The sequence below is a fragment of the Novosphingobium terrae genome (genome assembly GCF_017163935.1).
In the GTDB taxonomy this organism is placed as follows: Bacteria; Pseudomonadota; Alphaproteobacteria; order Sphingomonadales; family Sphingomonadaceae; genus Novosphingobium; species Novosphingobium terrae.
In genome coordinates this window covers 137,598-163,042 of sequence record NZ_JABVZR010000002.1, presented here as the reverse complement: position 1 = coordinate 163,042, position 25,445 = coordinate 137,598, and the positions used below count along the sequence as shown (strand labels likewise).

General features: G+C 65.3%; 22 protein-coding genes. 6 read left to right on the top strand and 16 right to left on the bottom strand.

Going from position 1 to position 25,445, the window contains the following annotated elements; genetic code table 11:
• Window positions 1-231: 231 nt before the first annotated feature.
• Entirely contained in the window at window positions 232-1,026 is a 795-nt protein-coding gene (locus HGK27_RS19325; RefSeq protein WP_206244482.1) for a class I SAM-dependent methyltransferase, read from the top strand.
• A 45-nt stretch (window positions 1,027-1,071) separates the two neighbouring features.
• On the opposite strand, the gene HGK27_RS19320 is transcribed toward HGK27_RS19325, so the two are convergent.
• The 3 genes from HGK27_RS19320 to HGK27_RS19310 all read right to left on the bottom strand — a co-directional run bounded on the left by HGK27_RS19320 (window position 1,072) and on the right by HGK27_RS19310 (window position 5,828).
• Complete coding sequence (locus HGK27_RS19320) at window positions 1,072-2,010, bottom strand: glycerophosphodiester phosphodiesterase family protein (RefSeq protein WP_206244481.1); 939 nt, start codon at window positions 2,008-2,010, stop codon at window positions 1,072-1,074.
• A gap of 62 nt (window positions 2,011-2,072) precedes the next feature.
• Window positions 2,073-4,574, bottom strand: a complete 2,502-nt coding sequence (locus HGK27_RS19315; protein WP_206244480.1) for a TonB-dependent receptor — start codon at window positions 4,572-4,574, stop codon at window positions 2,073-2,075.
• 105 nt (window positions 4,575-4,679) lie between these two features.
• Window positions 4,680-5,828, bottom strand: a complete 1,149-nt coding sequence (locus HGK27_RS19310) for an ROK family transcriptional regulator (protein ID WP_206244479.1) — start codon at window positions 5,826-5,828, stop codon at window positions 4,680-4,682.
• 285 nt (window positions 5,829-6,113) lie between these two features.
• Here HGK27_RS19310 and HGK27_RS19305 point away from each other — a divergent pair, with 285 nt between their 5' ends.
• Complete coding sequence (locus HGK27_RS19305; protein ID WP_206244478.1) at window positions 6,114-6,320, top strand: hypothetical protein; 207 nt, start codon at window positions 6,114-6,116, stop codon at window positions 6,318-6,320.
• A gap of 80 nt (window positions 6,321-6,400) precedes the next feature.
• Here HGK27_RS19305 and folD read toward each other — a convergent pair whose 3' ends face one another.
• Together folD and HGK27_RS19295 are read right to left on the bottom strand one after the other, a co-directional pair.
• Window positions 6,401-7,261 (bottom strand): bifunctional methylenetetrahydrofolate dehydrogenase/methenyltetrahydrofolate cyclohydrolase FolD, encoded by an 861-nt coding sequence (gene folD / locus HGK27_RS19300; protein WP_206244477.1) that lies wholly within the window; start codon window positions 7,259-7,261, stop codon window positions 6,401-6,403.
• Window positions 7,262-7,322: 61 nt separating this feature from the next.
• Window positions 7,323-8,102 (bottom strand): AraC family transcriptional regulator, encoded by a 780-nt coding sequence (locus tag HGK27_RS19295; RefSeq protein WP_206244476.1) that lies wholly within the window; start codon window positions 8,100-8,102, stop codon window positions 7,323-7,325.
• Between the two features lie 86 nt (window positions 8,103-8,188).
• On the opposite strand from HGK27_RS19295, the gene HGK27_RS19290 reads away from it, so the two are divergent.
• From HGK27_RS19290 to HGK27_RS19280, 3 genes are read left to right on the top strand one after another with little or no spacing between them, the layout of a single operon-like run.
• Window positions 8,189-9,667, top strand: a complete 1,479-nt coding sequence (locus HGK27_RS19290) for an efflux transporter outer membrane subunit (protein ID WP_206244475.1) — start codon at window positions 8,189-8,191, stop codon at window positions 9,665-9,667.
• An 8-nt stretch (window positions 9,668-9,675) separates the two neighbouring features.
• The gene (locus HGK27_RS19285; protein WP_206244474.1) at window positions 9,676-10,779 is read left to right on the top strand and encodes an HlyD family secretion protein; all 1,104 of its coding nucleotides are present in this window, start codon (window positions 9,676-9,678) and stop codon (window positions 10,777-10,779) included.
• A complete protein-coding gene (locus HGK27_RS19280; protein ID WP_206244473.1) occupies window positions 10,776-12,344 on the top strand; it encodes a DHA2 family efflux MFS transporter permease subunit in 1,569 nt (522 codons plus the stop codon). The genes HGK27_RS19285 and HGK27_RS19280 overlap by 4 nt, the downstream gene beginning before the upstream one ends.
• Window positions 12,345-12,357: 13 nt before the next feature.
• Here HGK27_RS19280 and HGK27_RS19275 read toward each other — a convergent pair whose 3' ends face one another.
• On the bottom strand, window positions 12,358-12,807 hold the full coding sequence (locus tag HGK27_RS19275) for a RidA family protein (protein ID WP_241127632.1): 450 nt from the start codon (window positions 12,805-12,807) through the stop codon (window positions 12,358-12,360).
• A 181-nt stretch (window positions 12,808-12,988) separates the two neighbouring features.
• Between HGK27_RS19275 and HGK27_RS19270 the strand changes: the two genes are divergently transcribed.
• Window positions 12,989-13,249, top strand: a complete 261-nt coding sequence (locus HGK27_RS19270) for a hypothetical protein (RefSeq protein ID WP_206244472.1) — start codon at window positions 12,989-12,991, stop codon at window positions 13,247-13,249.
• A gap of 5 nt (window positions 13,250-13,254) precedes the next feature.
• Here HGK27_RS19270 and HGK27_RS19265 read toward each other — a convergent pair whose 3' ends face one another.
• The 10 genes from HGK27_RS19265 to HGK27_RS19220 form a co-directional block, all read right to left on the bottom strand.
• Window positions 13,255-13,512 (bottom strand): hypothetical protein, encoded by a 258-nt coding sequence (locus HGK27_RS19265; RefSeq protein WP_206244471.1) that lies wholly within the window; start codon window positions 13,510-13,512, stop codon window positions 13,255-13,257.
• 340 nt (window positions 13,513-13,852) lie between these two features.
• Window positions 13,853-14,569 carry a response regulator gene (locus HGK27_RS19260; protein ID WP_206244470.1) on the bottom strand — a complete coding sequence of 239 codons (717 nt, stop codon included), beginning with the start codon at window positions 14,567-14,569 and terminating at the stop codon, window positions 13,853-13,855.
• Window positions 14,566-17,235 (bottom strand): DUF4118 domain-containing protein, encoded by a 2,670-nt coding sequence (locus HGK27_RS19255; RefSeq protein ID WP_407674681.1) that lies wholly within the window; start codon window positions 17,233-17,235, stop codon window positions 14,566-14,568. The genes HGK27_RS19260 and HGK27_RS19255 overlap by 4 nt, the downstream gene beginning before the upstream one ends.
• A gap of 3 nt (window positions 17,236-17,238) precedes the next feature.
• Window positions 17,239-17,823 carry a potassium-transporting ATPase subunit KdpC gene (gene kdpC, locus HGK27_RS19250; RefSeq protein WP_206244469.1) on the bottom strand — a complete coding sequence of 195 codons (585 nt, stop codon included), beginning with the start codon at window positions 17,821-17,823 and terminating at the stop codon, window positions 17,239-17,241.
• A 13-nt stretch (window positions 17,824-17,836) separates the two neighbouring features.
• Window positions 17,837-19,867: a potassium-transporting ATPase subunit KdpB gene (gene kdpB / locus HGK27_RS19245; RefSeq protein WP_206244468.1), complete on the bottom strand. Its 2,031-nt coding sequence runs from the start codon at window positions 19,865-19,867 to the stop codon at window positions 17,837-17,839.
• Window positions 19,868-19,879: 12 nt separating this feature from the next.
• On the bottom strand, window positions 19,880-21,583 hold the full coding sequence (gene kdpA, locus HGK27_RS19240) for a potassium-transporting ATPase subunit KdpA (protein WP_206244467.1): 1,704 nt from the start codon (window positions 21,581-21,583) through the stop codon (window positions 19,880-19,882).
• A gap of 12 nt (window positions 21,584-21,595) precedes the next feature.
• Window positions 21,596-21,685: a potassium-transporting ATPase subunit F gene (locus HGK27_RS19235; protein ID WP_068079691.1), complete on the bottom strand. Its 90-nt coding sequence runs from the start codon at window positions 21,683-21,685 to the stop codon at window positions 21,596-21,598.
• Window positions 21,686-21,981: 296 nt separating this feature from the next.
• Window positions 21,982-23,412, bottom strand: coding sequence for an ABC transporter permease subunit (locus HGK27_RS19230; protein WP_206244466.1), 1,431 nt, complete (start codon window positions 23,410-23,412; stop codon window positions 21,982-21,984).
• Window positions 23,409-24,752: a DUF3526 domain-containing protein gene (locus tag HGK27_RS19225; RefSeq protein ID WP_206244465.1), complete on the bottom strand. Its 1,344-nt coding sequence runs from the start codon at window positions 24,750-24,752 to the stop codon at window positions 23,409-23,411. Before HGK27_RS19225 ends, HGK27_RS19230 begins: the two co-directional genes overlap by 4 nt.
• A complete protein-coding gene (locus HGK27_RS19220; RefSeq protein ID WP_206244464.1) occupies window positions 24,749-25,441 on the bottom strand; it encodes an ABC transporter ATP-binding protein in 693 nt (230 codons plus the stop codon). The genes HGK27_RS19225 and HGK27_RS19220 overlap by 4 nt, the downstream gene beginning before the upstream one ends.
• Between the last annotated feature and the right edge of the window lie 4 nt (window positions 25,442-25,445).

Here is a 25,445-nt window from a genome sequence, read left to right as displayed (position 1 = left end):
TTGCCCGGGTGAAGATCCGCTGATAGGCTCGCCCCGGTTTTGGGAGTCCGGTGTCGTGATCCTGCAGTAAAGAGCATCCGCGCGAAGAGAAACTGCCCTTCGGCAGTTGCAGCGCGTGCCCGGCCTATGCCTCTGTCGTATAGGCTCAATCTATCCAGTCCGGCAAACAGGGTCTCTGCCCACCAGGGGCGGCGCTGTGCCTTGCTGCCGGGCTCATGATCCGAGATCACCATGCCACACACCACATCTCTCGATATCCTCAGGCATAATCAGGCTGCCTGGGACCATCAGGCCGCCAGCGACTGTGAATGGTCGCGCCCTGTATCCTCTGAAACCATCGTAGCGGCGCGGGCCGGGCGATGGTCTGTGCAACTGACGCCCGGAGTGCTGCCCGCCGACTGGCTCGGCGATGTCCGCGGGCAGCGTATCCTGTGTCTTGCCTCAGCCGGAGGGCAGCAGGGGCCGGTCCTTGCTGCAGCGGGCGCGCAGGTGACGGTCTTCGATGCCTCGCAGGGCCAGCTGGAGCAGGACCGCCTTGTGGCGCAGCGCGATGGGCTGACCCTGACCACGGTGCAGGGCGATATGCGCGACCTCTCCACCTTTGACGATGGCCGGTTCGATATCATCTTCCACCCGATTTCGAACCATTATGTGCCGGATGTCAGGCCGGTGTGGCGGGAGGCTTTCCGTGTTCTGCGTCCCGGCGGGCGACTGTTGGCCAGCTTCTACAATCCGGTGATCTTTGTGGGTGACCGCGATGCTGCTCTGGCACAGCAAGGGCTGATCCGCCCCGCCTATGCCATGCCCTATGCCGACATGCGCGATCTGCCGCCCGAAGCACTGGAGGCCAAGCTCTCCAGCGGCGAGGCGCTGGTCTTTGGCCATAGCCTGACGGACCTGATCGCGGGTCAGATCGAGGCAGGCTTCCAGATCGCGGGCTTTCAGGAGGACCATGCTCCGACACCGCGCTTCCTGATCGACCGCTATCTCCCGACATTTATCGCAACTCTGGCGCGGAAACCGTAAGGGCCATGGGCCGATCCTGATCGGGGATCGGCCCATTTCTGACGATCAGTGCTTCAGCTCCGCATCGCGGAAGCGCAGCATGGCTTCGGGATCGTCGGTCTGGATCATGGTGACGCCCCGGCGATAGAGGTCGCCCCAGACGGCATCCGGCCTGCGCAGTGCATCGACATCATTGCCCCCGCCGATGACAAAGCCGTTGAACAGCGTGTTGACCCAAAGCCGCACTTTCAGCTTTTGCGACTGCTCGCCAATCGCGGGCAGGGCGGAAAGCTGCAGCAGTGGTAACTCAAAGGCGATGGGCTTGTGAGCGCCCGCCATCTGGCGGCGCATCACCTCCGGGATATCGATCCCGCGCTCATCGGCGCTCATCGGGATCACCGCGAAAGGCACCTTGTCGAAGGGCGCGATCGAAGCCAGCGGGGCGCTGCCCAGCCCGCCAAACGTCTTCACGATCACCCGGTCCTGCGCCCCGGCGCGCATCACCGCATCGACCACCTCGGCATAGATCATCGCCTTGACGTCGAGGTTGAGCACGATCCGCCCCTTGGCCATGGCCAGCATCTCATCGAGCGTCAGCATGGTCTGATCGGTGAGAGGCGCATCGGCGCCCCCTTCATTCTCGCGCAGATGCAGCGCCTTGATCTGGGCCAGTGTCAGCTTCTCGATGGCGCCCTTGCCATCGGTCATGCGGTCGACACTGTCGTCATGCATGATCACCAGATAGCCGTCGCGCGTCTTGTGGACATCGGTTTCCATCACATCGACGCCCATCTGCGCGCAGCGCTGCAGCGCCAGTGCCGAATTCTCCGGTGCGCTGCCCCAGCCATGCCAGGGGGCCGGTTCGTGGCAACCGCGATGGGCAATCACGATCAGTCCTCCTTGCGGATCGCGGATGCGGCGCATGGTGTCCTGAGTATCGGTGGCATGTGCCGGAGTGGCTGCCGCGCAGGCAAGCGCGGCCATGGCGAACATCGCCTTGGTCATGAGGATCAGCTTTCGTCAAAGGAAGGGGGGCGGGGGCCGGGCAAAGACTCCCGCCGATCAGATCACCACTTGCGCGAGAGCACGAAGCGGAAAGAACGCCCGAACAGCGGCCGCCCGAAGATCGCCGTGGAAGAGCCTTGCCCGGTCAGCACGTCGCCGGCGGTGTTGCCTTCGGTCAGGCCATGGGCGTTGGTGATGTTGTCGCCCACCACCTGGAAGGACCAGCGGTCACGCTCGAACAGGGCGCCCACGCCGAAATAGCCATAGGCGGGCAGCGCCGTGGTGTTCGAATAGTCGACATAGCGGCGGCTGACATAGTCATAGCGACCATAGAGGCTGATCTTGTTGCCCCCTGCCATGAAATCCACCGTGGGCCGGATGTTGCCATAGATCTTGGGCTGGCGGACCATCTGCTTGCCATTGCCGCCGCTGGCGTCGGCACCCACCGAACTGGTGAAGTTGAGATATTTCGGGTCCTGCACCGTCAGCGACCCGGCGATGGAGAGCGGCCCGGCGATATGCAACTGGCCATCGGCCTCCACGCCGATGTCGCGCGCCTTGCCCACGAAGTTGATGGTCTGGTCGCTGCGCCCGGTTGTGGGGTTGAAGGCGGTGAAGGCGGCGCTGAGCGGATCGAACTTGGTGTAGAAGCCCGTCAGATAGAGATAGGATCGGCCAAAGGAGGCCTTCAGCCCCACCTCATAGAGCTTGGCCGAGGTCGTGGTGGTGACGATGGGGCTGCTGATCGTCACCGAGGCGCCCGGCGGCACCTGCAATTGCGACATGCGCGCATAGGCGCCCAGATGGCCATTGAGGTCATAATTGGCGCCCACCGTCCAGTTGGTGGCATTGGGCTTGAGCTTCTGGTTGACGATTTGACCGGTGAAGGCGCGGGTGGCATCGTCGGCCAGCGTTGCGGCATTGCCCAGATTGGCCGAGGTGGTCACGCGATACCAGCCATCATACTCATACCATTCGCGGCGCAGGCCAAGGTCCACGCGCAGATGGTCGGTGATGTCCCATGTGTCGGTGCCATAGGCTGCGAAGACGCGGCCATTGTAGGCCCCGCCCGTCATCGAGACGGCATCGTTGATCGCGCCATTGTCGGTGACATAACCCAGCACCGATCCGCTGGAGGAATAGGCCACCAGATCGAGCATCTGCGGGTTGGACTGCACCGGCATCAGATAGTTCTGATAGATCGAGAAGGCCGTGCTGCCATAGCGCGAGCCGTAAAGCCCGACGCGGATATCATGCTTGCCGATGGGCGTATCGAATTTGCGGGTGACGCTGAGATCGCCCTGACCGGAGTAGAAATCCGCCTCCACCGAGCGATATTGCGCCGACAGCACCAGACCCGAGGAGGCCGCTGGGTTGTAGACACCCTGCCCATTGGTGCCCGCGAAGGCATAGCCAAGGTATGAGACATTGCTGCCAAATGCGGTGCGCGCCGCGCTCAGATAGCCGGCGGCGAATGTGCCGGCATCCACCGGGTTGGAGGTGGAATAGAGCGCGTCGAAATGGTTCTTGCCCTTGGTGTAGCCGCCTTTGGCCGATACATGCCAAGGCCCGAAATCGCCCTCATAATCCAGCGCGACATTGCCGAACATGATGTGGCGTCCGTTGGACAGGTCGCCATGCTGGGTCTGGATGTTGCCCGAACCGTCGCGGTAACGGATGTTGACCGATTCCAGCGATGACGAGTTCAGCGTGCCCGTGAAATAGTTGATGTAAGGGTTCAGGCTGACGCTGGTGTTGCGCGGATCGGCGGTCGGGATCGACAGGTAGAAAGCATTGCGGTCATTAACATATTCGCCCGAAAGCTTGAGCGAGCCATTGCTGAATTTATGCAGGATGTTGGCGCGGATCTGCCCGCCCTTGTCCGAAGGATAGCCGGCATCGCGATAGCCTTCGTTTAGCCGCAGAAAGCCGCCCACGGCATAATAGGTGTCATGGCCCAGCGGGCCCGACTGATAGGCGTCCAGCCGGTAGAGGCCGCTGGTGCCCAAGGTCAGCTGCGCCTCGCCCTGCGTATGATCCGTGCCGGTGCGGGTGATGACATTGGCGATGCCCGCCGCCGTGCTGGCATAGATTGGCGCGGGGCCGCCGCGCACGGTCTCCACGCGGTCGGTCATCAGGTCGAGGCGGTTCATGCCGTCGCCCGCGTTGAAGAAATAGCCGTCGAGTTCGTGGAACAGCGGCAACCCGTCCTGCTGGAAGTAGAGATAGCCGCGGTCGGTGGGGATGCCGCGGATGCGGGTGATGTTCTGCACTTCGCCGCCAGTGGCTTCCACCTGAATGCCGGGCAGGGCGCCGATCAGCTCGGCCATGCTGCGCGGGGCCAGCTTGGCGATCTGCTCATGCGACATGGAATTCACCGCATAGGACACGCCAAAGCGTCGCTGCGCGCGCGCCGATCCGGTGACGACGATATCGCTGGGCTGATTGGCCCCCGCATCGGCCTGCGCGTCGGCGGGCCTGGCGTCTTCGGCAAAGGCCTGGGTGGCGGTGGCGCTCAAGGCAAGCGCCGCCGCTCCGGTCAGCAGGCGTGAAACAAAGCTCATGGAAACCCCCTGTCGTTGGATGAGGGGCCTATGCTGGGCCTGCGTGACAGTTTTAATTTCTTACATGAAATTAAATCGGCTTTTTGCAATCGACGGCACATGGCGTCACATGCGGATCGCGGTGATGGCATGGATGGGTGCCAGCGCCGCGCCGATGACCACGGCGGCGCTGCCCAGCGTGGAGGCGTGGATCTGCGGCGTGGCGGCCAGATAGCCCCGGTCGCGCGCGGTGTTGATGGCATCCAGCCGGGTGGCCAGTCCATCCAGCACGCTCTGTGGCAGCGCACCCGAGATCACCACCGCTCCCGGATCGAGCCAGACGATCCCGCTCAGCACGGCCTGCTCCAGCTGCGCGGCGACGCGGTCGGCCCAGGCCTCGATCACCGCGGCATGGCTTTCCAACAGACCGGCGATTTCCGAAAGAGAGGTGATGGCGGCCCCTGCTTCCTTCAGCTCCCGCATCAGATCGATGCCGGAGGGGCGTGGACCATGGCCGGGAAACAGCCGCCCGACCTCGCCGGCATTGCGATGCTCGCCGGGAAAGAGGTCGCGCTCGGCGATCAGCCCGGCGCCCACGCCATGGCCGAGGAAAAACACCAGCACCGAGCGATAGGCCCCCACGATCTGCGGCCGGTAATATTCGGCCAGCGCAGCGGCGGTGCCGTCATTCTCGATCCACACCGGCACGCCCAGCACATCGCCGAGGATCTCGTCGAGCGGCGCATCGTTCCATGGCGCCATCCAGTCAACCATCTTGCGGCGGTTGCGGTCGCCCTGCAGCGCATAGCCGGGCACGGCCACGCCCAGCCCCAGAAACTTGCCGCGCATAAAGCCATGCTGCGCCACCAGCGCCCGCAGCTGCGTATCCAGCGCGCGGGCAAACATGCGCGGATCGGGATCGGTGAAAGGGATGGAATCGCGCAGCAGCGGTGTCCCGGCGAAATCGACCACCGTGATCTCCAGCCAGCCGGGATGCAGCGTTGCGCCTGCCGACCAACCCCCGCGCCCGCAGATAGCGAGCGGGATCATCGGTCGGCCGCGACCTGTGGCGGCATCGCTGTCGCGCTCCTCGACCAGCCCGAGCGCGGAGAGCTGCTGGGTCACACGGGTCATGGTGGCGCCGTTCATGCCCATGGCTTCGGCCAAATGCACGCGGGGCGTCGGCCCGGCGGCGCGCAAATGCCAGAGGATGCGTTTCTGCGGCTCGCTCAGCAGCAGTTCGGGGCGCAGGGCGGTGCGGGTGCCGGTCTTCATGAAAGCCGCCGATATAATTTCATCATGTCAAAAAAATGAAAGCGGGGATGCCACGGCCAGCGCGGGGGTAGGGCTCTAACGGACAGACCGTGGAAATTTCATTCGCATGAACCCGTTAGCCATTGTAGTTCTGTCAAAATCCACAGGATCAGCGGATGATGTATGCCGGCAGACCAACCGCCTCCACCGCCCATCAGCGCCGAGACATTTGACCTGAGGCGCTTGTCATCATCCGATGACAAAGTGGACCTTCAGCTCCCCCAGAAACGATGCGCGAGGGGCGAGATGGGCGAAATCATTGTCTGTGCCCCCAATCAGGACAGGCATCGCATGCGTCCGCTCTCGGGCGATTACACGATGCGGGTGGGCCTGCCCAAGGCTCAGGTGGATCTGGGCGGCGGCAAGAGCCTTGGCGTCGCGATGGAGCCCGGCGCCACGCAAAATGGCGCGGTGAGCAATCGGGTGATGCTCAAAGGCTCGATCAAGTTCTGAGACGGCCCGGGGGTGGGGTGTTGATCGAGGCCGGGCGCTTCTGTTCCCGGCCGATCCGTGTGACAGGTGATGGGACGCTGTCAGCCCAGCCGAGCCTTGGCCGCCTGCAGCGTGTTGGCCAGCAGGCTGGCGATGGTCATCGGCCCCACGCCGCCGGGCACGGGGGTGATGGCTGCGGCATGTCTTGCGGCTTCCTCATAGGCGACATCGCCCACCAGACGCGATTTGCCCTCCGGAGTGGTGATGCGGTTGATGCCCACGTCAATCACGATGGCGCCGGGCTTGATCCAGTCGCCCTTGATCATTTCGGGGCGGCCCACGGCGGCGATCACGATGTCGGCGGCGCGGACCAGCGCCGCCACATCCTGCGTGCGCGAATGGACCACCGTCACCGTGCAATGCTCTTCCAGCAGCAGCTGCACCATCGGCTTGCCCACGATGTTCGAGCGGCCCACCACCACGGCGTGCAGGCCGGAGAGATCATCGCGGAAGCTCTTGATCAGCTTCATCGCGCCAAAAGGCGTGCAGGGCGCGATGCCGCCGCTGCCCGTGGCCACCTGCCCGACATTGACGGGGTGAAAACCATCGACATCCTTGGCCGGCAGGATCGCATGCAGCACCGTCTCGGCATCGATCTGACTGGGCAGGGGCAGTTGCACCAGAATGCCGTCCACTGCCGGGTCCTCGTTCAGCCGGGCGATCAGGGCCAGCAGATCGGCCTGAGTGGTGGCCTCATCCAGAACATGCTTGAAGGAGGCCATGCCGACTTCCACCGTCTGCGTCGCCTTGGATTTGACATAGACATGGCTCGCCGGATCATCGCCCACGATCACCACGGCCAGACCCGGAGTCACGCCCTTGGCGACCAGCTGAGCGGTCTCTTTGGCGATCTCTTCACGCAGCGCCTTGGCGATGGCCTTGCCGTCGATGATATGGGTCATGGGGTTCCGATCCTGTGAGCGACGGGGTCCGCTAGCATGCGACGCGTGATGACGCGAATCTTCAAACCTCGCCTTTTTGCAGATAGGCGGTGGGTGAAACGCCCAGAGTGCGGCGGAACATGGCGGCAAAGGCGCTGGGGCTGTCATAGCCATGCTCCAGCGCGACCTCCAGCACCGACGCACCCGCCGCCAGACGCGGCAGGCTGAGCAGCAGGCGCGTGCGGCGCAGCCAGTCGCCAAAGCTGGTGCCCAGTTCGCGGTGGAACATGCGGGCCAAGGTGCGGGCGCTGACATGGATGGTGTCGGCCAGACACTCCAGCGAGGCAGGGGCGGCGGGATCGGTGATGATCCTCTCGCAGACGCGCATCAGCCTGGGATCGCGCGGCAGGTGGATATGCAGATCGAGACGCGGGGCGGCCTCGATCTCATCGAGGATCAGCTGCATCACCCGCTCGTCCCGCCCGCCTGAGGTGTAATCGAGCGGGATGCGCGTGGCTGCCACAATGGCCTCGCGCAGAAAGGGGGAGACAGCGATCACCTCGCAGCTTTTGGGCAGGTCCACCCGCGCATCCTCGCGCACGAAGACGGTGCGCATCGAGACATCACCCGCGATGCGGATGGCATGATCCTGCCCGGCGGGCATCCACACTGCGCGGCCCGGGGGCACGACCCAGCGTCCCTCTCCGCCGCTGACGGTCATGACGCCGCTGAGCGTATGGATCAGCTGGGCGCGGGCGTGGCGATGGGCGGCGATATGCTCGCCATGGGGATGCTCGCTGGCCAGCGCGGTGATGGGTCTGGGCGCGGCATCGCAATCGTCATGGGTGCGCGGATTGTCCATATTGCGATGATGAATGTCATTCTCGCGTGAGAAGGGCAAGGGCCTTGGGGTTACGAGAAGGGCTTCCAGCCATCGAGTGGAATGCCGTGCCCAACCCTTCCTTCCGCAGACTGATCTGCGCCGCCCTTTCGACAAGCCTGCTGGCCGGATGCGTCCCCGCACCCAAGGCGCCACCCGCATCGACCATTCCCGTGCCGGATCGGCTGACCGACCAGCCTTCAAGCCAGAACGATCAGCCTGTTGCGGCCTGGTGGCGGCTCTATCGCGATCGGGAGCTGGACGCGTTGGTGGAGGAGGCTCTGGCCAACAACCGCGATCTGCGCGCGGCATCGGCCCATTGGCAGGAGGCGCGCGCGCTGCTCGGCAAGGCGCGGGCCGAGCAAGGGCCCGGCACCAGTCTGTCGGCAGGTGTGGGCGATGGCAGCACGCTTCAGGACCAGATCACCACGGCATGGCTGGGCGGCAATTCGATCCGCACCGGGCCGCGCTATGATCTGGGCGGCGATGTCTCATGGGAGCTGGATCTGTTCGGGCGCCTGAAGGCGCAGGTGCGCGCTGCAAGGGCCGATGCTCAGGTCTCCGCGGCGCTGCTGGATGGCGTGCGGATTGCCGTGGCCGCCGATGTGACCGGGGCATGGCTGCGGGCCTGCGGTTCGGCGCATCAGGCAGCGGTGGCGCGCGATCTTCTGGCACAGGCAAGGCGAGGCCGTGATCTGGCCGACAGCCTGCGAGCGGCAGGCGCAGGCGTGCTCGCCGATGTGATGCGCGCCGAGGCCAGTGCCGACACCATCGAGGCGACCATTCCGGGGCTTGAGGCGGCGCGGCACGACGCTCTGGTCGAACTGGCGGTGCTGTCGGGCCATGTGCCTGGCGATATACCGCCAGCGGCTGAGGCTTGTGAGCAGGTGCCGGTGCTGGCCGCATCCCCGCCGATCGGGGATGGCTATGCGCTGCTGCGCCGTCGCCCCGATGTGCGCGCTGCCGAAAGCAGGCTGGCGGCCAGCACCGCGCGGATCGGCGTGGCGGTGGGGGACCTCTATCCGCATATTGCGCTTAGCGCCCAGCAGGCGGTGTCCTCGCCCACGCTGGGCGGTCTGGGCACGCGCAGCAATATGGTCTGGCGGATCGGGCCGCTGCTCGATTGGAGCTTTCCCAACATCGGCGTGGCGCGGGCGCGGGTCCGGCAGGCACGGGCCGGGGAGGCGGCGGCGCTGGCCTCCTATGATGGTGCGATCCTGAACGCCTTCAAGGAGGTCAATCAGGCGGCCCGGGATTATGGCGCTGTGCTGGAGCGGCAGGCGGCGCTTGCCCGTGCGGCGGAGCGCAGCGCTCTGGCCGATGATCTGATGCGCCGCCAACGCGCGGCGGGCGGGGCGACGGCGCTTGAAGCCCTGTCCGCCCTGCGCGCCCACAGCGAGGCCTCTGCCGCTCTGGCTGCCGCCGATCTGGATGTGGCGGCGGCGCAGGTGCGGCTGTTCAAGGCTCTGGGGGGCGGGTGGGAGCAGGCTCTGCCGGTCAGCCAGCCCGATCTGTCCCGAACCATCTCCACCGCAGCAGCGAAGTGACCTCCATCATGTCTGACACTGTCGAAACCATCTGCACATCCTCTTCCGGCAAGCGGCGCCTGCTTGTGCTGTCCGCCAGCGGCGCGGTGGCGGTGGGAGCCCTTGCCTTGGGCGTGCATTGGTGGAGCTTTGGCCGCTTTATGATCGAGACCGACAATGCCTATGTCCGCGCCGATGTGGTGACCATCGCCCCGCGTGTGGGAGGCAATATCGTTGCGGTCGCCGTGGCGGACAATCAGCGGGTCCACGCCGGAGATGTGCTGGCCCGGATCGATGATCGCGATTACCGGATGAAGGTCGATCAGGCCGAGGGCGCTCTGGCGATGGCCGAAGCGGGCGTTGCGGCGGGAGAAGCGCGGATCGCCAATCTGGAGGCGCGTTCTGCCCAGCAGCACAGCGTGATCGCTCAGGATGCCGCCGCTGCCACGGCGCGGGAGGCCGAGGCGCATCTGGCCGATCTTCAGGCGCAGCGTCAGGATGTTCTGGCGCGCCAGCATGTCACCAGCGACCAGTTGCTGCAAAGCGCTCAGGCCGATCGTAGCAAGAGCGCTGCCGGGGTGACTCAGGCCCGCGCGACCCTGGCGGCGTCCCGCGCGCAGGTGCGGGTGCTGGCCACGGAGCATGATGCCGCCATCGCCGATCTGGCCAAGGCGCGCGGGAATGTGCAGCAGGCGCGGGCGGCGCTGGCTGCGGCGAGGCTCGATCTGGAGCGCACGGTGATCCGTGCGCCGGTGGACGGCACGGTCGGGCAGAGGGCCTTGCGGGTGGGGCATTACGCCGATGTCGGCACGCCCCTGATGGCGGTGGTGCCGATGGCGGCCTATGTGGTGGCCAATTACAAGGAAACCCAGACCGATCGTATCCGGCCCGGTCAGAAGGTCGAGGTGTCGGTGGATGCTCTGGGCGGGGCGGTGCTGAAGGGATGGGTGGACAGTTTTGCTCCGGCCTCGGGCGCGCAATTCGCTTTGCTGCCGCCGGACAATGCCACGGGCAATTTCACCAAGATCGTCCAGCGTATTCCGTTGCGCATCCGCTTCGAGGCGGGACAGGCCCGGCTGAGCGATCTGCGCCCCGGCATGTCGGTGGAAACCTCCGTGGACACACGGCCATGAGTGGCGCGCAATCCGCCGATCATGTTTCCCTGCGCGGCTGGGTGGCGGTGCTGGGGGGCGTGGTGGGCTGCTTTATGGCCGGCATGAATGTGCATGTCACCAATGCCTCGCTGCCCGATGTGCGTGGATCTCTGGGAGCGTCCTTCGAGGAGGGCTCATGGATCACCACCGCCTATCTGGTGGCCGAGATCATCGTGATCCCCATGACGGGCTGGCTGGTCAGCGTGTTTTCCATGCGGCGGGTGCTGATGGTGGGGACGGGGGGCTTTGTGGGTTTCTCGATCCTGTGTTCCACCGCGCCCGATATCAACACGATGATCGCGGCGCGGGCGCTTCAGGGGGCCTTTGGCGGGGTGCTGATCCCGCTGTCGCTGCAGATCATCGTGACGGAATTGCCGGTGGCGAAGCATCCTTTCGGCATGGCGCTGTTTGCCGTCTCGAACAATGTGGCGCAGGCGGCGGGGCCATCGCTGGGGGGCTGGCTGACACAGGCCTACAGCTGGCGCTGGATCTTCTATCTTCAGGTGCCGCCCGGACTGCTGCTGCTGGCCGCCATCGGTTGGGCCATGCCGCGTGGCGAGGCCCGGATCGACCGCCTGCGCGAAGGCGACTGGGCCGGGATCGCCACTATGGCCCTGGGTCTTTCAGCCCTTCAGATCATGCTGGAAGAGGGTGAACGAAAGGACTGGTTTTCCTCCAGCTTTATCGTGGAGGCCGGTCTGGTGGCGATGGTGTCGCTGATCGCCTTTGTGGTGATCGAGCTGCGCCGCGAAAAGCCGCTGATCAATCTGCGCCTGCTGGGGCAGGCCAATTTCGGCCTCGCCAGCCTGATGCAATTTGTCTTTGGCGCCATCGTTTTTGGCGTGGTCTTTCTGGTGCCCAATTATTTCGCGGAGACGCAGGGCTATAACGCCCAGCAGATCGGCATGACGATGATCCCCTACGGGCTGATCCAGTTCGTGATGTCTTTCGCCACGCCAAAGCTGATGCGCTGGACCAGCGTGCGCACCATCATCATCGCGGGCTTCGTCATCATGGCGGCGGGCTGTCTGATGAACATCCATCTCGACGGCGATGCGGCGGCCAATGTGATCGTCCCCTCGCTGGTGGTGCGGGGCGTGGGGCAGAGCTTTATCGTGGTGGCGCTGGGCGTGATGGCGATGCAGGGCATGGCGAAAGCCGAGATGGGCTCGGCCTCCGGCCTGTTCTCCACGGTGCGCAATGTGGGCGGGGCGATCGGCATCGCTCTGGCCAGCCAGTTCGTCGTCGAGCGGGAGAAGCTGCATGCCGCCCGCATCGGCGAGGCAGTGACGCCTTTCTCGCAGGCCCTGCATGACCGCATGGTGGAGGCGGCAGGCGTGCTGGCGGGCCGTCCGGTGGCACGCCATGCCGCCCTTTATGGCAAAGCTGCGGAAAGCTTGCGCCAACAGATCTTCGCCTTGATCAACCAGAACCTCCACCGCGAGGCGCTGCTGCTGGCTTACAGCGATGCCTTTCTGGTCGCGGGCCTGTGCATGCTGCTCTGCGCGGGCGGCAGCATGCTGTTGGGCCGCAGAAAACCGTGACCGCCGCCCCGCCTCAGCGACGATCCGGCGCGGCGGCGATGCACTCCACCTCGACCAGCGCGCCATTGGCCAGACCGTTGGCGCCAAAGGCCGAGCGCGCCGGAAGGTGGCCAGGCTTGAAGCTGCGGACATAGATGGCGTTGAAGGCGGCAAACTGGCTCATATCGCTCAGCATCACGGTGCATTTGGCGATATCGTCATTCGTCACCCCGGCACGGCGGGCGGTGGCGGCGACATTGTCCATGGCGTTGCGCGCCTGAGCCTCCATGCCCTCGGGCAGATGGCCCTGCGCGTCATGCCCGGTCTGGCCCGAGAGAAAGATGATATCGCCCACCCGCACCGCCGGAGAGAAGGGCGCCCTGGACTGCGGATCGCTGAAAAACTGCGGCTCGGCCTGAGCCGCGAAGGGAAGGCCAAGGCAGGCCAGCAGCAGGCTGGTGCGGATCAGGGCGGATGGCATCATCTCTTGTGTCTCCATGGGTCGATCGGCCGGGCGGCGGGCCACCATGCAAGCGGTTTTTGCCGGGAATGTCCATGCGCGCGGGCTATGTCGAATACCGGGGGCGAATACCCGGCTGATTGATTGCTGATGACAGGCCGGGGGGATGCGGGCATGGGGTTGGCAAGGTTTCAAGGGTGGTCCGATGCTTCCGGTCGAACAGATCGAGAGATTTGCGCTGGCGGTCGAGCTGCTGGGCGGTCAGCAGGCGGCGGCGCGGGTGCTGGGCCTCAGCGAGCGCGAGATCGGCGATCTGTGTCTGGGGCGGCAGCCCTTGCAGATCGGTCAGTTGCAGGCGATCTCGCGCGCGCTGATCATCCATGCCGACGCCTGCCGCCTGCTGGAGCGGCGCCTGTCACCCGCCTTTCGCGAGAATGTGTTGCCGGGGCAGAAACCCGCTGAGTAATCAGCCTATCGCTCGCCCCGGAACAATTCGGGCCCGCCCCAGGTGAGGGCCGAGCCGATATGGAAAACCACCACTGCCACAAAGCAGGCTGCGAACATTGCCGGATGGGCCGCGATGCGGGGGCGGTCCTGCTGCAGCCAGCACAAGGTCCAGAGGAAAGCCGCAAAGGCGCCATAGGCCAGAAGCCCGGTGCCGCGCAGCAACAACTGGTCGCCTGGCGTTGCGCGACCTTCGCGCAATCGGGTTCGGAGTGTGTGTGCCATAACTTCTCTCCTGCGACAGGCTTGCGGCTTACCCCTGTGGCGCATTGGATATCGAGAGAAGGGAAGGAGCGTTTGCGTTGAATCTTCGTAAGGTCTCGCGCTGTTTGAACCGCGCATGGAAAAAGGCCGGAGCGCTGGGGCCCCGGCCTGTAAAGTTGGTGTTCGCAGGAGGAACAGATGTGATGCCACGGGGAAATCAGGAGCGGTCGAGCAAGGGGGATCTCTGCCTGACCGCTCCTGCCTTCCCTTCGGGACCAGCCCGCATCTAGCCGCCCGATCATGGGATTTCGAGATGACAGAATAAGGATTACCGTTGAATTTGCGTTGAAAAACGCTTCACTCAACCTTCCGATACGGCATGATGATCCCCCGGCACGCGCAGGCGATAGCCGATGCCCAGTTCGTTGGTGATGATCTGCGGGCGCTGCGGATCGGCCTCCAGCTTCTGGCGCAGGGTGCGGACCAGCACGCGCAGATATTCGACATGGCGCTCATTCTCATAGGCCCAGACATGGGTCATGATCTGCTGATGCGTGATCACCCGCCCGGGCGCCGCCGCCAATTGCGCCAGCACGGCATATTCCTTGGGCGCCAGATGCACCTCTTCGCCCGCCTTTGTGACCACCCGCGCCATCAGGTCGATGGTGACATCGCCCAGCACCAGCGTCGGGGCACCGCCTGCGCGCGTCATGCGGTTGCGCAGTGCCACGCGCAGACGGGCCAGCAATTCGTCGGTATCAAAGGGCTTGGTGAGATAGTCATCCGCGCCGAGATCGAGAGCGGCGACCTTCTCATCGGTCGCATCGCGTGCGGAGACCACGATCAGCACGGTTTCGGCCTGCTGCTTGATCAGCGGCACCAGCTCCAGCCCATCGCGGTCGGGCAGGCCAAGGTCGAGCAGCACCAGATCGGGACGTTCCACGCGCAGGCGGTCCATGGCCTCGCGGGCGTTGCCGGCTTCCACGGTGGCATAATCGGCGCGGGTCAGGGCGGCCAGGATCAGGCGGCGGATATGGGGCTCATCATCGATGATCAGCACCTTGTGACGGTTCTTCATGCCAAATCCTTGGGCGAAAGCGGCGCGATGATCCGCGCCTCGGGAATGCGGATGGTGAAGCAGGCTCCGTGAGGCTCATCGTTGTTGCTGGCTTCCACGGTCAGCCCCATGGCCTCCGCAAAGCCCTTGACGATGGCCAGACCCAGCCCGGTGCCATGCCGCACCCGGTCGGAGCCTTCCAGCCGCGTGAAGGTCTCGAAAACGCGCTTTTCCTGACCCGGCGCGATGCCCGGCCCCTGATCCACGATGGAGAGCAGCAGCGCATCATGGCGCCTTTGGCAGCGGATGATGATCGGCGTGCCGGGATCGCCATAGCGCCCGGCATTGTCGAGCAGATTGATCAGGCAATGATGCAGCAGCACCGGATCGAGCCGCACCAGCGGAATATCGGGGACGATGTCCACCTCGACAGCGTGGCCCTGCAAGGCCGTACGCGTATCATGCACCGCCGAGGCGACGGCATCGAACAGGTCGGTGGCCTCCATCTTGAGGGGCAGGGCGCCAGCCTCCACGCGGGCCATATCGAGCAGGTTGGCCACAAAGCGGTTCAAACGCTGCGCCTCGGTCTCAATGGTTTCGGCCAGTTCGGCGCTGGGGGCGTGTTTCATCTCCTGCGCTGCCGTTACGATGGTGGTGAGCGGCGTGCGCAGATCATGGCTGACCGAGGAGAGCAGGGCGCTGCGCAGCCGGTCACGCTCGCCCACGGCCTGCGCCTTCATATTGTCCTCTTCCAGCGTCATGCGGTCGAAGGCGATGGCGGCCTGATCGAGCAGGCTCATCAGCAGGGGGAGTTGGTCGGAGCGTACCGGCTCCCCGGCATCCTCGCGGGCCAGACCCAGCACGCCCAGCACGCCGCGACTGGTGCGCAAGGGATGGAACAGCCAGTCCGAGGCCGTCAATGTGGAGGAACCGCGCCCGGCGGGCTGATCATTGTCCACCGCCCATTGCGCGGCGGCCAGTTCGATCTGGCCGAGGCGATCCTCCGGGGGAAAAGCGGCGCGCAGATCGGGGCCGCTGGCGCCGGGCAACAGCAGTGCGGTGCGCACCTCCAGCAGGCGGGCGATGTCGGCGCAGATCGCCTGCATCAGCTCTTCCTTGGTGGCCGAAGCGGTGAGTTGGCGCGAGAAGGAAGCCAGCGCTGCGTTCTGCCGGGCGCTGGAAGCCGCCAGATCGGCCTGCACCCGCACCCGCGCGGCAAACTGGCTGGTGACGATGGCCACCCCCAGCAGCACAAAGATTGAGACGACATTCTCCGGATTGCTGACCGTCAGCGTGCCCGTCGGAGGCAGGAAGAAGAAGTTGTAGGCAAGGCTGGAGGTGAAACCGGCGAAAAGCCCGGCTCTCAGCCCGAAGGTGGCGGCGGCAAACATCACCGGCACCAGATAGAGCAGCGCGATGTTGCCCAAAGTGATGGCTTGGGACAGCATCAGGCACAGCGCCGTGATCAGCGCCACCGCCCCCAATGACCAGAGATAATCCACCGGGCGGCCCCAGAGGCTGCGGCGGTTCTGCCGTGGGCGCGTGGTGGCGGTGTTGATGGCCTCGCCCGAGGGCAGCACATGCACCGCCACATCGCCGATCACCCGCACCAGCCGGTCCACCACCGATCCGTGGCGCATCTCGAACCACCAGCTGCGCGGCGATTTGCCAATGATGATCTGGGTGGCACGCGCATCGCGGACGAAGCTGTGCAAGCCTTCCACCACATTGACCGCCGGAATGCTGGCGGTGGAGGCACCAAGGCGTGAGGCCAGCGCCAGAGTTTCGGCCAGCTGGCTGCGGCTGCCCTCGGTAAAATATTGGTCGCGCTGGGTTTCGATATGCACCACGGTCCATGGCGCGCGCAGGGCATCGGCCATGCGCTTGCCCGCGCGGACAAGGCCAGCGGCATGGGGATGCTCGCTGATGGCGACCAGAATGCGTTCCCCGGCGGCGAAACTGCCGGCCAGAGCATTGGCGCGCAGATGCTCCAGCATCTGGGCATCCACGGCTTGCGCGGCGCGGCGCAGCGCCATTTCGCGCAGCGCCGTCAAATTCGATTTGGAAAAGAAATGGCTGAGCGCGCGGGTCGCTTCCTGAGGGATATAGACCTTGCCGTCGCGCAGGCGCTCGATCAGTTCGTCGGGCGGGATGTCCACCACCTCGATCTCGGCCTGTTCGAGGATGGAATCGGGCACCGTCTCGCGCACCCGCACACGGGTAAACGACGCCACCACATCGTTGAGGCTCTCCACATGCTGGATGTTCAGCGTGGAATAGACATCGATCCCGGCATCGAGCAGTTCCTCCACATCCTGATAGCGCTTGGGATGGCGCGAACCCGGCGCATTGGTGTGAGCCAGCTCATCCACCAGCACCAGCGCGGGATGGCGCTCCAGAATGGCGTCGATGTCCATCTCGCCGAGGTTGTGGCCCATATGATCGATGGTGCGGCGGGTGATCACCTCGGCGCCATGGACCATGGCTTCGGTGTCGCGGCGGCCATGGGTTTCCACCACGCCCACCACCACATCCACGCCATTCTCACGCCGCCGCGCGCCCTGGTTGAGCATTTCCCAGGTCTTGCCAACGCCCGGCGCCGCCCCAAGGAAAATCTTGAGGCGGCCACGGCTCTCCCGCGCGGCCTGGCGCAGGAGAGCTTCGGGAGAGGGTCTGTCGTCGGTCACGATTTAACGTTTAGCCTGAAGTGCATCGAGCCGTCGATTGAGTTCAAACACATTCACATGATCCTCGCCCAGAAAACCCAGCAGCGGGTGGTCGATGCTCTGCTCCACCAGACCATGCAGCGTGGCAGGGGCGAGATGGCGCAGGGCGGCGATCCGGTCCACCTGATAGAAGGCAGCTTCAGGCGAGAGATCGGGATCGAGGCCCGAACCCGAAGCCGTCACCAGATCGCCGGGGATCGCCTTGCCGGGTTCGGCTTTGCGCATGGTATCGACCTGCTGCTTGATGCGATCATGCAGCGCCTGCGAGGTCGGGCCATAGTTCGATCCCGAGGAGTTCATTCCGTCATACCCCTTGCCCGCCGCCGAGGGGCGGGTCTGGAAATAGCGATCGGATGTGAAGGCCTGACCGATCACGGTCGAGCCCACCACCTTGCCGTCCTGCTCCACCAGACTGCCATTGGCTTGCCGGGGGAACAGCAACTGGCCGATGCCGGTCATGGCCAGCGGATAGGCGATGCCCAGCAGCAGGGCGAACAGCAGCGTCATCACCACAGCGGGACGCAGCGAGCTTGTGATATCCTTGTTCATAGCAGCGGCCTCCTCAGGCCAGACCCAGGCCGCCAACGGCCAGATCGATCAGTTTGATGCCCACGAAAGGCGCGATCAGCCCGCCCAGCCCATAGATGGCCAGATTGCGCGCCAGCAGCGGCCCGGCGCCCATCGGGGTGTATTTCACGCCCTTCAGCGCGAGGGGCACCAGCATGGGGATGATGATGGCATTGAAGATGATGGCCGAAAGGATGGCGCTCTGCGGCGTGGCCAGCCCCATCACATTGAGCACGCCCAGCCCCGGATAAAGCGCCACGAACATCGCGGGAATGATGGCGAAATACTTGGCCACGTCATTCGCCACGCTGAAGGTGGTGAGCGCCCCGCGCGTCATCAGCAACTGCTTGCCGAGGCCAACAACCTCGATCAGCTTGGTCGGATCGCTGTCGAGATCGACCATATTGCCCGCCTCGCGCGCGGCCTGCGTGCCGGTGTTCATGGCCACGCCCACATCGGCTTGCGCCAAGGCAGGCGCGTCATTGGTGCCATCGCCGCACATGGCGACCAGACGGCCCCCCTGCTGCTCCTTGCGGATCAGGGCCAGCTTGTCCTCGGGCGTGGCTTCGGCAAGGAAGTCATCCACGCCGGATTCAGCGGCGATGGAGGCGGCGGTCAGGGGGTTGTCGCCGGTGATCATCACCGTGCGGATGCCCATGGCGCGCAGTTCCCCGAAACGCTCGCGGATGCCGGCTTTCACGATGTCCTTGAGGAAGATCGCGCCCAGCAGCTTGCCATCCACCGCCACGGCTAGCGGTGTGCCGCCCATCCGCGCGATCTCATCGGTGATGCGGCGCAATTCAGTGGCGGCGGCGGTATTGCCCGCGCCGGGGTTGGCCTTCAGGATCGCCTGCACGGCGCCTTTCTGGATCACGCGCCCGCCGGTATCGACGCCCGAAATGCGGGTCTGCGCGGTGAAGGGGATGATCTGTGCATCCTGAGGCAGGGTGACATTGTTCATCCCGAACTTTTCGCGTGCCAGCACCACGATCGAGCGGCCCTCGGGCGTCTCATCGGCAAGGCTGGCGAGCAGAGCGGCTTCGGCAAGGCGCGCCTCATCCACACCGCCCACGGCGCGGAATTCGGTGGCCTGGCGGTCGCCCACGGTGATGGTGCCGGTCTTGTCAAGCAGCAGCACGTCGATGTCGCCCGCCGCTTCCACCGCGCGGCCCGATTTGGCCAGCACATTGAAGCGCACCAGACGGTCCATCCCCGCAATGCCAATAGCCGAGAGCAGCGCGGCAATGGTCGTGGGGATCAGCGTGATCAGCAGAGCCGCCAGAATGGCCACCGGCACGCTGCCGCCCGCATAGGAGGCAAAGCCCGGAATGGTGCCCACGGCGATCAGGAAGATGATCGTCAGGCCGACCAGCAGCAGGGTCAGGGCGATTTCATTGGGGGTCTTCTGGCGTTCTGCGCCCTCGACCAAAGCGATCATGCGGTCGAGGAAACCCTGACCGGGGTTCACCGTGACCTGCACGCGGATCTCGTCCGAGATCACCCGCGTGCCTGCCGTGACGGCAGAGCGGTCGCCGCCCGCCTCGCGGATCACGGGGGCGGATTCGCCGGTGATGGCGGCCTCGTTCACCGAGGCCACACCGGCGACAACCTCGCCGTCCGAGGGGATGAGGTCGCCGGTCTGCACCAGCACCACATCGCCCTTGCGCAGGGCGCTGGCGGGGACATTTTCCACGCCATTGCCCTTGATGCGCTTGGCGGTCAGCTCCGCCTTGGTGGCGCGCAGGCTCGCGGCCTGCGCCTTGCCGCGCCCTTCGGCCAGCGCCTCGGCAAAGGTGCCGAACAGCACCGTCAGCCAGAGCCAGATCACCAGTTGCAGCTTGAAGCCGATGGTCAGCCCATCATGCCCCACCACCAGCAGGACGGTGAGCAACAGCGCCACGACAGCGGTGGTGAACATCACCGGGTTGCGGATCAGCTCCTTGGGATTGAGTTTGCGGAAGGCATCGCCAATCGCCGGAACGATCAGGTCAGCGGTAAACAGCGATTTGCTTTCGGAACGGGCCATCTGCCGCACTCCTTAGAAGGTTTGGCCACGGATCATCGCGAGATGATCGGCGATGGGACCAAGCGCGAGGCCGGGCAGGAAGGTCAGCCCGCCGACGATCACGATGATGCCGACCAGCAGACCCGTCCACAGCAGCCCGGTGGTGGGGAAGCTGCCGGCACTTTCAGGCGTGTGCTTCTTGGCAGCCAGACTGCCCGCCACGGCCAGCATCGGGATGATGATGAAGAACCGCCCGATCCACATCGCCACGCCCAGCATGCCGTTGTAGAAAGGCGTGTTCGCCGTCAGCCCGCCAAAGGCCGAGCCATTGTTGGCCACCGCGCTGGTGAAGGCATAGAGGATCTCGGAAAAGCCATGCGGGCCCTTGTTGAGCGGCCCGGCTAGCCCTGCGGGCAGCACCGAGGCAATCGCCGTCATGCCCAAAATCACCAGCGGCAGCACGGCAATCGCCAGCACGGAGAGTTTGACCTCGCGGCTCTCGATCTTCTTGCCGACATATTCGGGTGTGCGACCCACCATCAGACCGGCCACAAACACCGCCAGAATGGCGAAGAGCAGGAAGCCATAGATGCCCGCGCCAACACCGCCCACGACAACCTCGCCAAGCTGCATGTTGAACAGCGGGACCAGCCCGCCCAGAGCCGTCAGGCTGTCATGCATGGCATTGACTGCGCCGCAGCTGGCCGCCGTCGTCACCACGGCGAAGAGCGAGGATGCGGCGATGCCAAAGCGCACCTCCTTGCCCTCCATATTGCCGCCAGCGGCGCCCAGCGCGTGGAGCATCGGCGTGCCATTGGCTTCCTGCCAATAGGTGACGGTGGTGCCGACCAGAAAGATCGCCATCATCGCGGCCAGAATGGCCCAGCCCTGGCGCGTGTTGCCCACCGCCTTGCCGAAGGTGTAGGTCAGCCCCATGCCGATCGCGAAGATCGAGAACATCTGCACCAGATTGGTCAGCGCATTGGGGTTCTCGAAAGGATGGGCGCTGTTGGCGTTGAAGAAACCGCCGCCATTGGTGCCCAGCATCTTGATCGCTTCCTGCGATGCCACCGGGCCCAGCGCCAGCGTCTGCTTCACGCCTTCCAGCGTATGGACATCGACGGAACCGGCCAGCGTCTGGGGCACGCCGCTGGCGATGTAGAAGACCGTCAGCGCCACGCACAAAGGCAGCAGCAGGTACAGCGTCACCCGCGTCATATCGGCCCAGAAATTGCCGATGCCCTTGGCCTCACGCCGCGCAAAGCCGCGAAACAGCGCGAAGGCCAGCGCGATGCCGGTGGCTGCCGAGAGGAAGTTGTGAATGGTCAGCGCCAGCATCTGGGAAAGGTTCGACATGGTCGACTCGCCCGCATAGCTCTGCCAGTTGGTGTTGGTGGTGAAGCTGACCGCCGTGTTGAAGGAGAGGTTCTCGTTCAACCCCGCATAGCCCAGCGGGTTGAGTGGCAACAGCGCCTGAGCGCGCAGCAGCACATAGGTCAGCAGGCCCAGTGCGGCGTTGAAGATCAGCATATGCACCGCGTAACGGCGCCAGCTCTGATCCTCCTGCGGGTCGATGCCGGAGAGGCGGTAGAAGCCGCGCTCGACCGGGCCCAGAAGGCTGTGAAGCGGCGTGCGGCGCCCCTCATACAGCGCGAAAAGCCAGAGCCCGATCGGCTTGGTCAGCGCCAGCAGCACACCGATAAAGACTGCGATCAGCAGCCATCCCTGGAAAGTCATGACGGCGCCTCCCTAGAACCGCTCGGGCCGCGCGAGTACGGCAACGAGGTAAACGAGAAGGCCGATGGCGGTGAAACCCGCCAGCCAGAGGTCGAGTGTCATAGGTGGGTCTCCCTCAAGCCCGGTTGCACAGGGCGGTGTAGCCAAGGCTGGCCGCCAAAAGGGCGAGGAAGAGGCCGATCCAGAGGATGTCCTGCATGGGTGTGCTCCTGCTTGGATCACCCGGGCAAAAGGCGCGGGCGAGTCCGATGCAGTCGCCCCATTAGGACGAAGCGGCGTTGAAATGCGAGACGAGTGGAGGGCCGTTCACATTGAATCCGCATATGATTGGCGGAGACATAGCCGGATAGGGAAACCGGCCCGGATGGTCTGCCGGATCGTGATCGCGTCGCGGGAGCCTAGACGCGTGTTCCCTGATCCGCAATCCGACCGGGGTTTTGCCACAGCGCCCATGCTGCCAGAACAGCAGCCAAAGCCCAAAGCAGCAGGCTCCAGCCGGGCGCGATGCGAAGGGCAGCATGCGTCACCGGATCGCTGCTCCATGCCTCATAGCGCTGTTCCGCCTGACCGCCATCGGCTTTGGCTTCCTTTGCTTGCGCCGAGGCGAGGATCGCGGGCGTGAAGCGCGCCTCCAGATCGAGCGCATGCTGGTCGGCCTGTTCGGTGAAGCGCAGGCCATCGCGCCGATCCTGTCCGGCTGCGGTCAGCAGAGCTTGTTCCAGCAGCAGCATGGGCGAGGCAGGGGCCAGTCGCTCCTGCCAGAGGGCGGCATCGCGGTCATAATCCTGCGCGGCGAGACGATAGGCGGCCAGTGCCTCCGCAGTCTGCCCATCCAGCGCCAGACGTTGCAGATCGGCGCGCTGGCTGGCCTCGGGCGTCAGGCCGGGGGCGTGGCGCTTCAGCCAGAGGCTTGTCTGCCCTGCCGGATCGGCATCGAAGCGCGCGGCCATATCTCGCGAGGTCTGGACAGGCTGAATGCGCGAGGGGGCCGCAAGCCCTGCCCACCAGCCGCAGGCCAGGGGCACCACAAAGCCCATCACCGCCCAGATCAGCAACAGTCCAATGACGCTGGCGCTGCCGGTGATCCGCAAACCTGATGCGCAGCCTGCCAGCGCCAGCCAGAACAGCATAAACCCTGCCAGATCAAGGCTGAGCATCGCCAGCATGCCCGATGAGGCCCCGGTGACCGCCCCGGCCAGCGCCAGTGTCAGCCAGAGCATGGCGAGCACTGCGGGTATGGTCACCACAGCCAGCGCTGAAAAACGTGCCAGAGCAATGCGCCCCAGCCCGGCCGGTTGCGCGCGCAGCAGGGGCAATTGGCCGCCTTCGCGCTCTGCGGAGATCACTGTGCCTGCCATCGCGATCAGGGCCAATGGCAGCAGATAAGCCAGCACGAACGCCAGATCGAAACGCCCGATCCGTGCGAGGCGTGGATTGGCCACAGTCGCGACGCCCCGTGCATCGGCATGGCCGGGGGCGATGCTCATCGCCGTGGGGAGCAGATCGCTGTCACCGGTGGCGATCAGAGCGAGCGGGGGCAGGGCGCGGATGGCGTGCAGCCTGGCGAAATAGAAGAGATAGCCATAGGGATCGGATGGATCGCGATATTGTTCGGGCGGGCGGTTGGTCTGGGCCGCGATGGCGCGGGCCTGCGCCTTGGCCTGAGCGGTTTCGGCCTGGGCATGGGCGATCTCGCGCTGGCGGCTTCGGGCTTGCTGGAGGCCGCTGGCCGTCGCGATCAGCATGGCGAGCAGCAACAGGGCGCCGATCGCCCGGTTCAGGCGTCTTGTGACCAGCATCCGGATTTCGAGTTGGATCAGAGCGATCATGGGCGAAGCCTCCGGATGGTGGCGCGAAGAAACGACAGGCTGCCGATCAGCCATAATGCCAGCAAGGCAAGCGGCCAGAGCAGGCTCATCATGCCGGCCTGAGGCACCACAAAAGGCGGCAGGGCGGCAAAAAGCGAACGCCCGGCACGATAAGTTTGCCCGGCGGCAACGGGATGGGCGCGCAGATCAAGGTTCATCAGATCCGACATGCGACGACGATAGGCCTCGGCGGCCTGCAGGAAGGCGGCATGGTCGTTTGCGCCGCTGCGGGCCAGCGTATCGTTGGCCAGCTGGAACGGCAGCAGGGGGGAGGTGAGGCCTGCCACGGTCAGCCAGCCGTCCTGTCTTTGCAAGCGGGCTGTCATGCGGCCAAGGCTGGCATCATAGGTGGCGTTGTCGTGGTGGTCGCGGTTGTAGAGCATCGCTCCGCCAACATCCATATGCGCGCTCTGCGTCATAAGCTGCTGCTTGCGGGCTGCGGCGGCTTCGGGCGTGTTATAGGCGCGGTTGATCGCGGCGGCCTCATCGAGCAGCGCCGTATGCGAGGGCGTGGGCAAAGCACTTTCGACAGCGGCGGTGGCCAGACGCGGCACCAGCACGCAGAGCGTCACCCACAGGGCCAGCAGCAAGGCCAGCGCCGCTCGGCTGCTGGGCGCGCGCAGCGAGACCGCCATGCCGATGGCTAGAAAGACGGCGCCATAGGCCAACGCCACCAGCAGCATGGCGATCAGCAGGGCGATCTCTCCCCCGGCCATCAGTCCGATGGCCAGCATGGGCAGGCCCGTCGCCATCGCCAGCGCGGCCAGCCTTATCGCAAGGCGCCTGCTTGCGATCTGCAGCACTTGCCCGCCCGCGCCGATCACCATGCGCAGCCGCCCGCTTTCGCGATCCGCTGCAAAGCTGGCAAAGCCCAGCAACAGCGCGGCCAAAGGCACGAACAGGGCGATCATATCGGCCATGGTGGAAACCCCGGCGCGATGGAACGGGCCTTCATCCAGTGAGGAAAGAAACAGCGGATCATTGGGATGATGCGCTTCGACCCGCAGCATGCGCCCCACAAAGGGATCGGTGCCCGGATCGATGGCCGACAGCGGCGCAGGCGCGCGAAACACCCAGAGGCCGAAATGCGCGGCACGATGGGGGTTCTTGGCGCTTTGGCTCAGCCAGCGGTCGCGTTCGGCCTGCTCGGTTTGGGCGAAGGTGCGCGCGGTGGCGGCATGATCGCGCAGGGTGGTCAGGCCGGTGCCGAGCAGCAGCGCGGCCAGCACCGCCAGCATCAGGCATAGCGCCCGGTTGCGCAGCATCAGCAGCGCCTCGGCGCGTAGCAGGGCGGGATTCATGATGCTGCACCGTAGAAGGATAGCAGCGCGGCGGCATCGGCATGGCGCGGATCGAAGTTGTGGCCGATCCTGCCGCCTTCCAGCACCACGGCGCGGTCGGCCATGGGTTTGAGGCCGAAGAGATCATGCGAGACCACCAGAACCCCGGTGCCACGCGCCGCCACGCGTCGGACCAGCGCGCCCAGCTCCTCCATGGCCAGCGGATCGAGGCCCGAGCCGGGTTCGTCGAGAAGCAGCAGCGGGCAGCGCCGCGCCAGAGCGATGGCGATCCCCACCTTCTGACGCATGCCCTTGGAATAGGCGCTGGCGCGGCGCAGACAGGCCTCGGGTGGCAGGCCTGCCTCGGCCAGCAGGGCGGCGGCTTCAGGTCTGGACAGTTTTAGCCCTGCCAGTGCCGTGAAATAACGCAGGTTCTCCAACCCCGAGAGATGGGGATACAGCGCCACCTGTTCGGGCAGATAGGCCAGATGGGCGCGGGCCTGTGCAGGCGGCTCGCCGCAGATCGCCACCGTGCCGCTGTCGGCCTGTTCGAAGCCCAGCACGAGGTTGAGCGTGGTGGTCTTGCCCGCGCCATTGCGGCCCAGCAATGCCACCACCTCGCCGGGCTCGACCTGAAGGTCCAGCCCATCGAGCACGCGGCGCCCGTTGAAGCTCTTGCAGACCTGCGTCAGCGTTAAGGGCGCCGCCATGCTC

Coding starts and splice junctions, on each gene's coding strand:
- HGK27_RS19325 (WP_206244482.1), top strand. CDS start 232: ATGCCACACACCACATCTCTCGATATCCTCAGGCATAATCAGGCTGCC.
- HGK27_RS19320 (WP_206244481.1), bottom strand. CDS start 2,010: ATGACCAAGGCGATGTTCGCCATGGCCGCGCTTGCCTGCGCGGCAGCC.
- HGK27_RS19315 (WP_206244480.1), bottom strand. CDS start 4,574: ATGAGCTTTGTTTCACGCCTGCTGACCGGAGCGGCGGCGCTTGCCTTG.
- HGK27_RS19310 (WP_206244479.1), bottom strand. CDS start 5,828: ATGAAGACCGGCACCCGCACCGCCCTGCGCCCCGAACTGCTGCTGAGC.
- HGK27_RS19305 (WP_206244478.1), top strand. CDS start 6,114: ATGGGCGAAATCATTGTCTGTGCCCCCAATCAGGACAGGCATCGCATG.
- folD (WP_206244477.1), bottom strand. CDS start 7,261: ATGACCCATATCATCGACGGCAAGGCCATCGCCAAGGCGCTGCGTGAA.
- HGK27_RS19295 (WP_206244476.1), bottom strand. CDS start 8,102: ATGGACAATCCGCGCACCCATGACGATTGCGATGCCGCGCCCAGACCC.
- HGK27_RS19285 (WP_206244474.1), top strand. CDS start 9,676: ATGTCTGACACTGTCGAAACCATCTGCACATCCTCTTCCGGCAAGCGG.
- HGK27_RS19280 (WP_206244473.1), top strand. CDS start 10,776: ATGAGTGGCGCGCAATCCGCCGATCATGTTTCCCTGCGCGGCTGGGTG.
- HGK27_RS19275 (WP_241127632.1), bottom strand. CDS start 12,807: ATGATGCCATCCGCCCTGATCCGCACCAGCCTGCTGCTGGCCTGCCTT.
- HGK27_RS19270 (WP_206244472.1), top strand. CDS start 12,989: ATGCTTCCGGTCGAACAGATCGAGAGATTTGCGCTGGCGGTCGAGCTG.
- HGK27_RS19265 (WP_206244471.1), bottom strand. CDS start 13,512: ATGGCACACACACTCCGAACCCGATTGCGCGAAGGTCGCGCAACGCCA.
- HGK27_RS19260 (WP_206244470.1), bottom strand. CDS start 14,569: ATGAAGAACCGTCACAAGGTGCTGATCATCGATGATGAGCCCCATATC.
- kdpC (WP_206244469.1), bottom strand. CDS start 17,823: ATGAACAAGGATATCACAAGCTCGCTGCGTCCCGCTGTGGTGATGACG.
- kdpB (WP_206244468.1), bottom strand. CDS start 19,867: ATGGCCCGTTCCGAAAGCAAATCGCTGTTTACCGCTGACCTGATCGTT.
- kdpA (WP_206244467.1), bottom strand. CDS start 21,583: ATGACTTTCCAGGGATGGCTGCTGATCGCAGTCTTTATCGGTGTGCTG.
- HGK27_RS19235 (WP_068079691.1), bottom strand. CDS start 21,685: ATGACACTCGACCTCTGGCTGGCGGGTTTCACCGCCATCGGCCTTCTC.
- HGK27_RS19230 (WP_206244466.1), bottom strand. CDS start 23,412: ATGATCGCTCTGATCCAACTCGAAATCCGGATGCTGGTCACAAGACGC.
- HGK27_RS19225 (WP_206244465.1), bottom strand. CDS start 24,752: ATGAATCCCGCCCTGCTACGCGCCGAGGCGCTGCTGATGCTGCGCAAC.
- HGK27_RS19220 (WP_206244464.1), bottom strand. CDS start 25,441: ATGGCGGCGCCCTTAACGCTGACGCAGGTCTGCAAGAGCTTCAACGGG.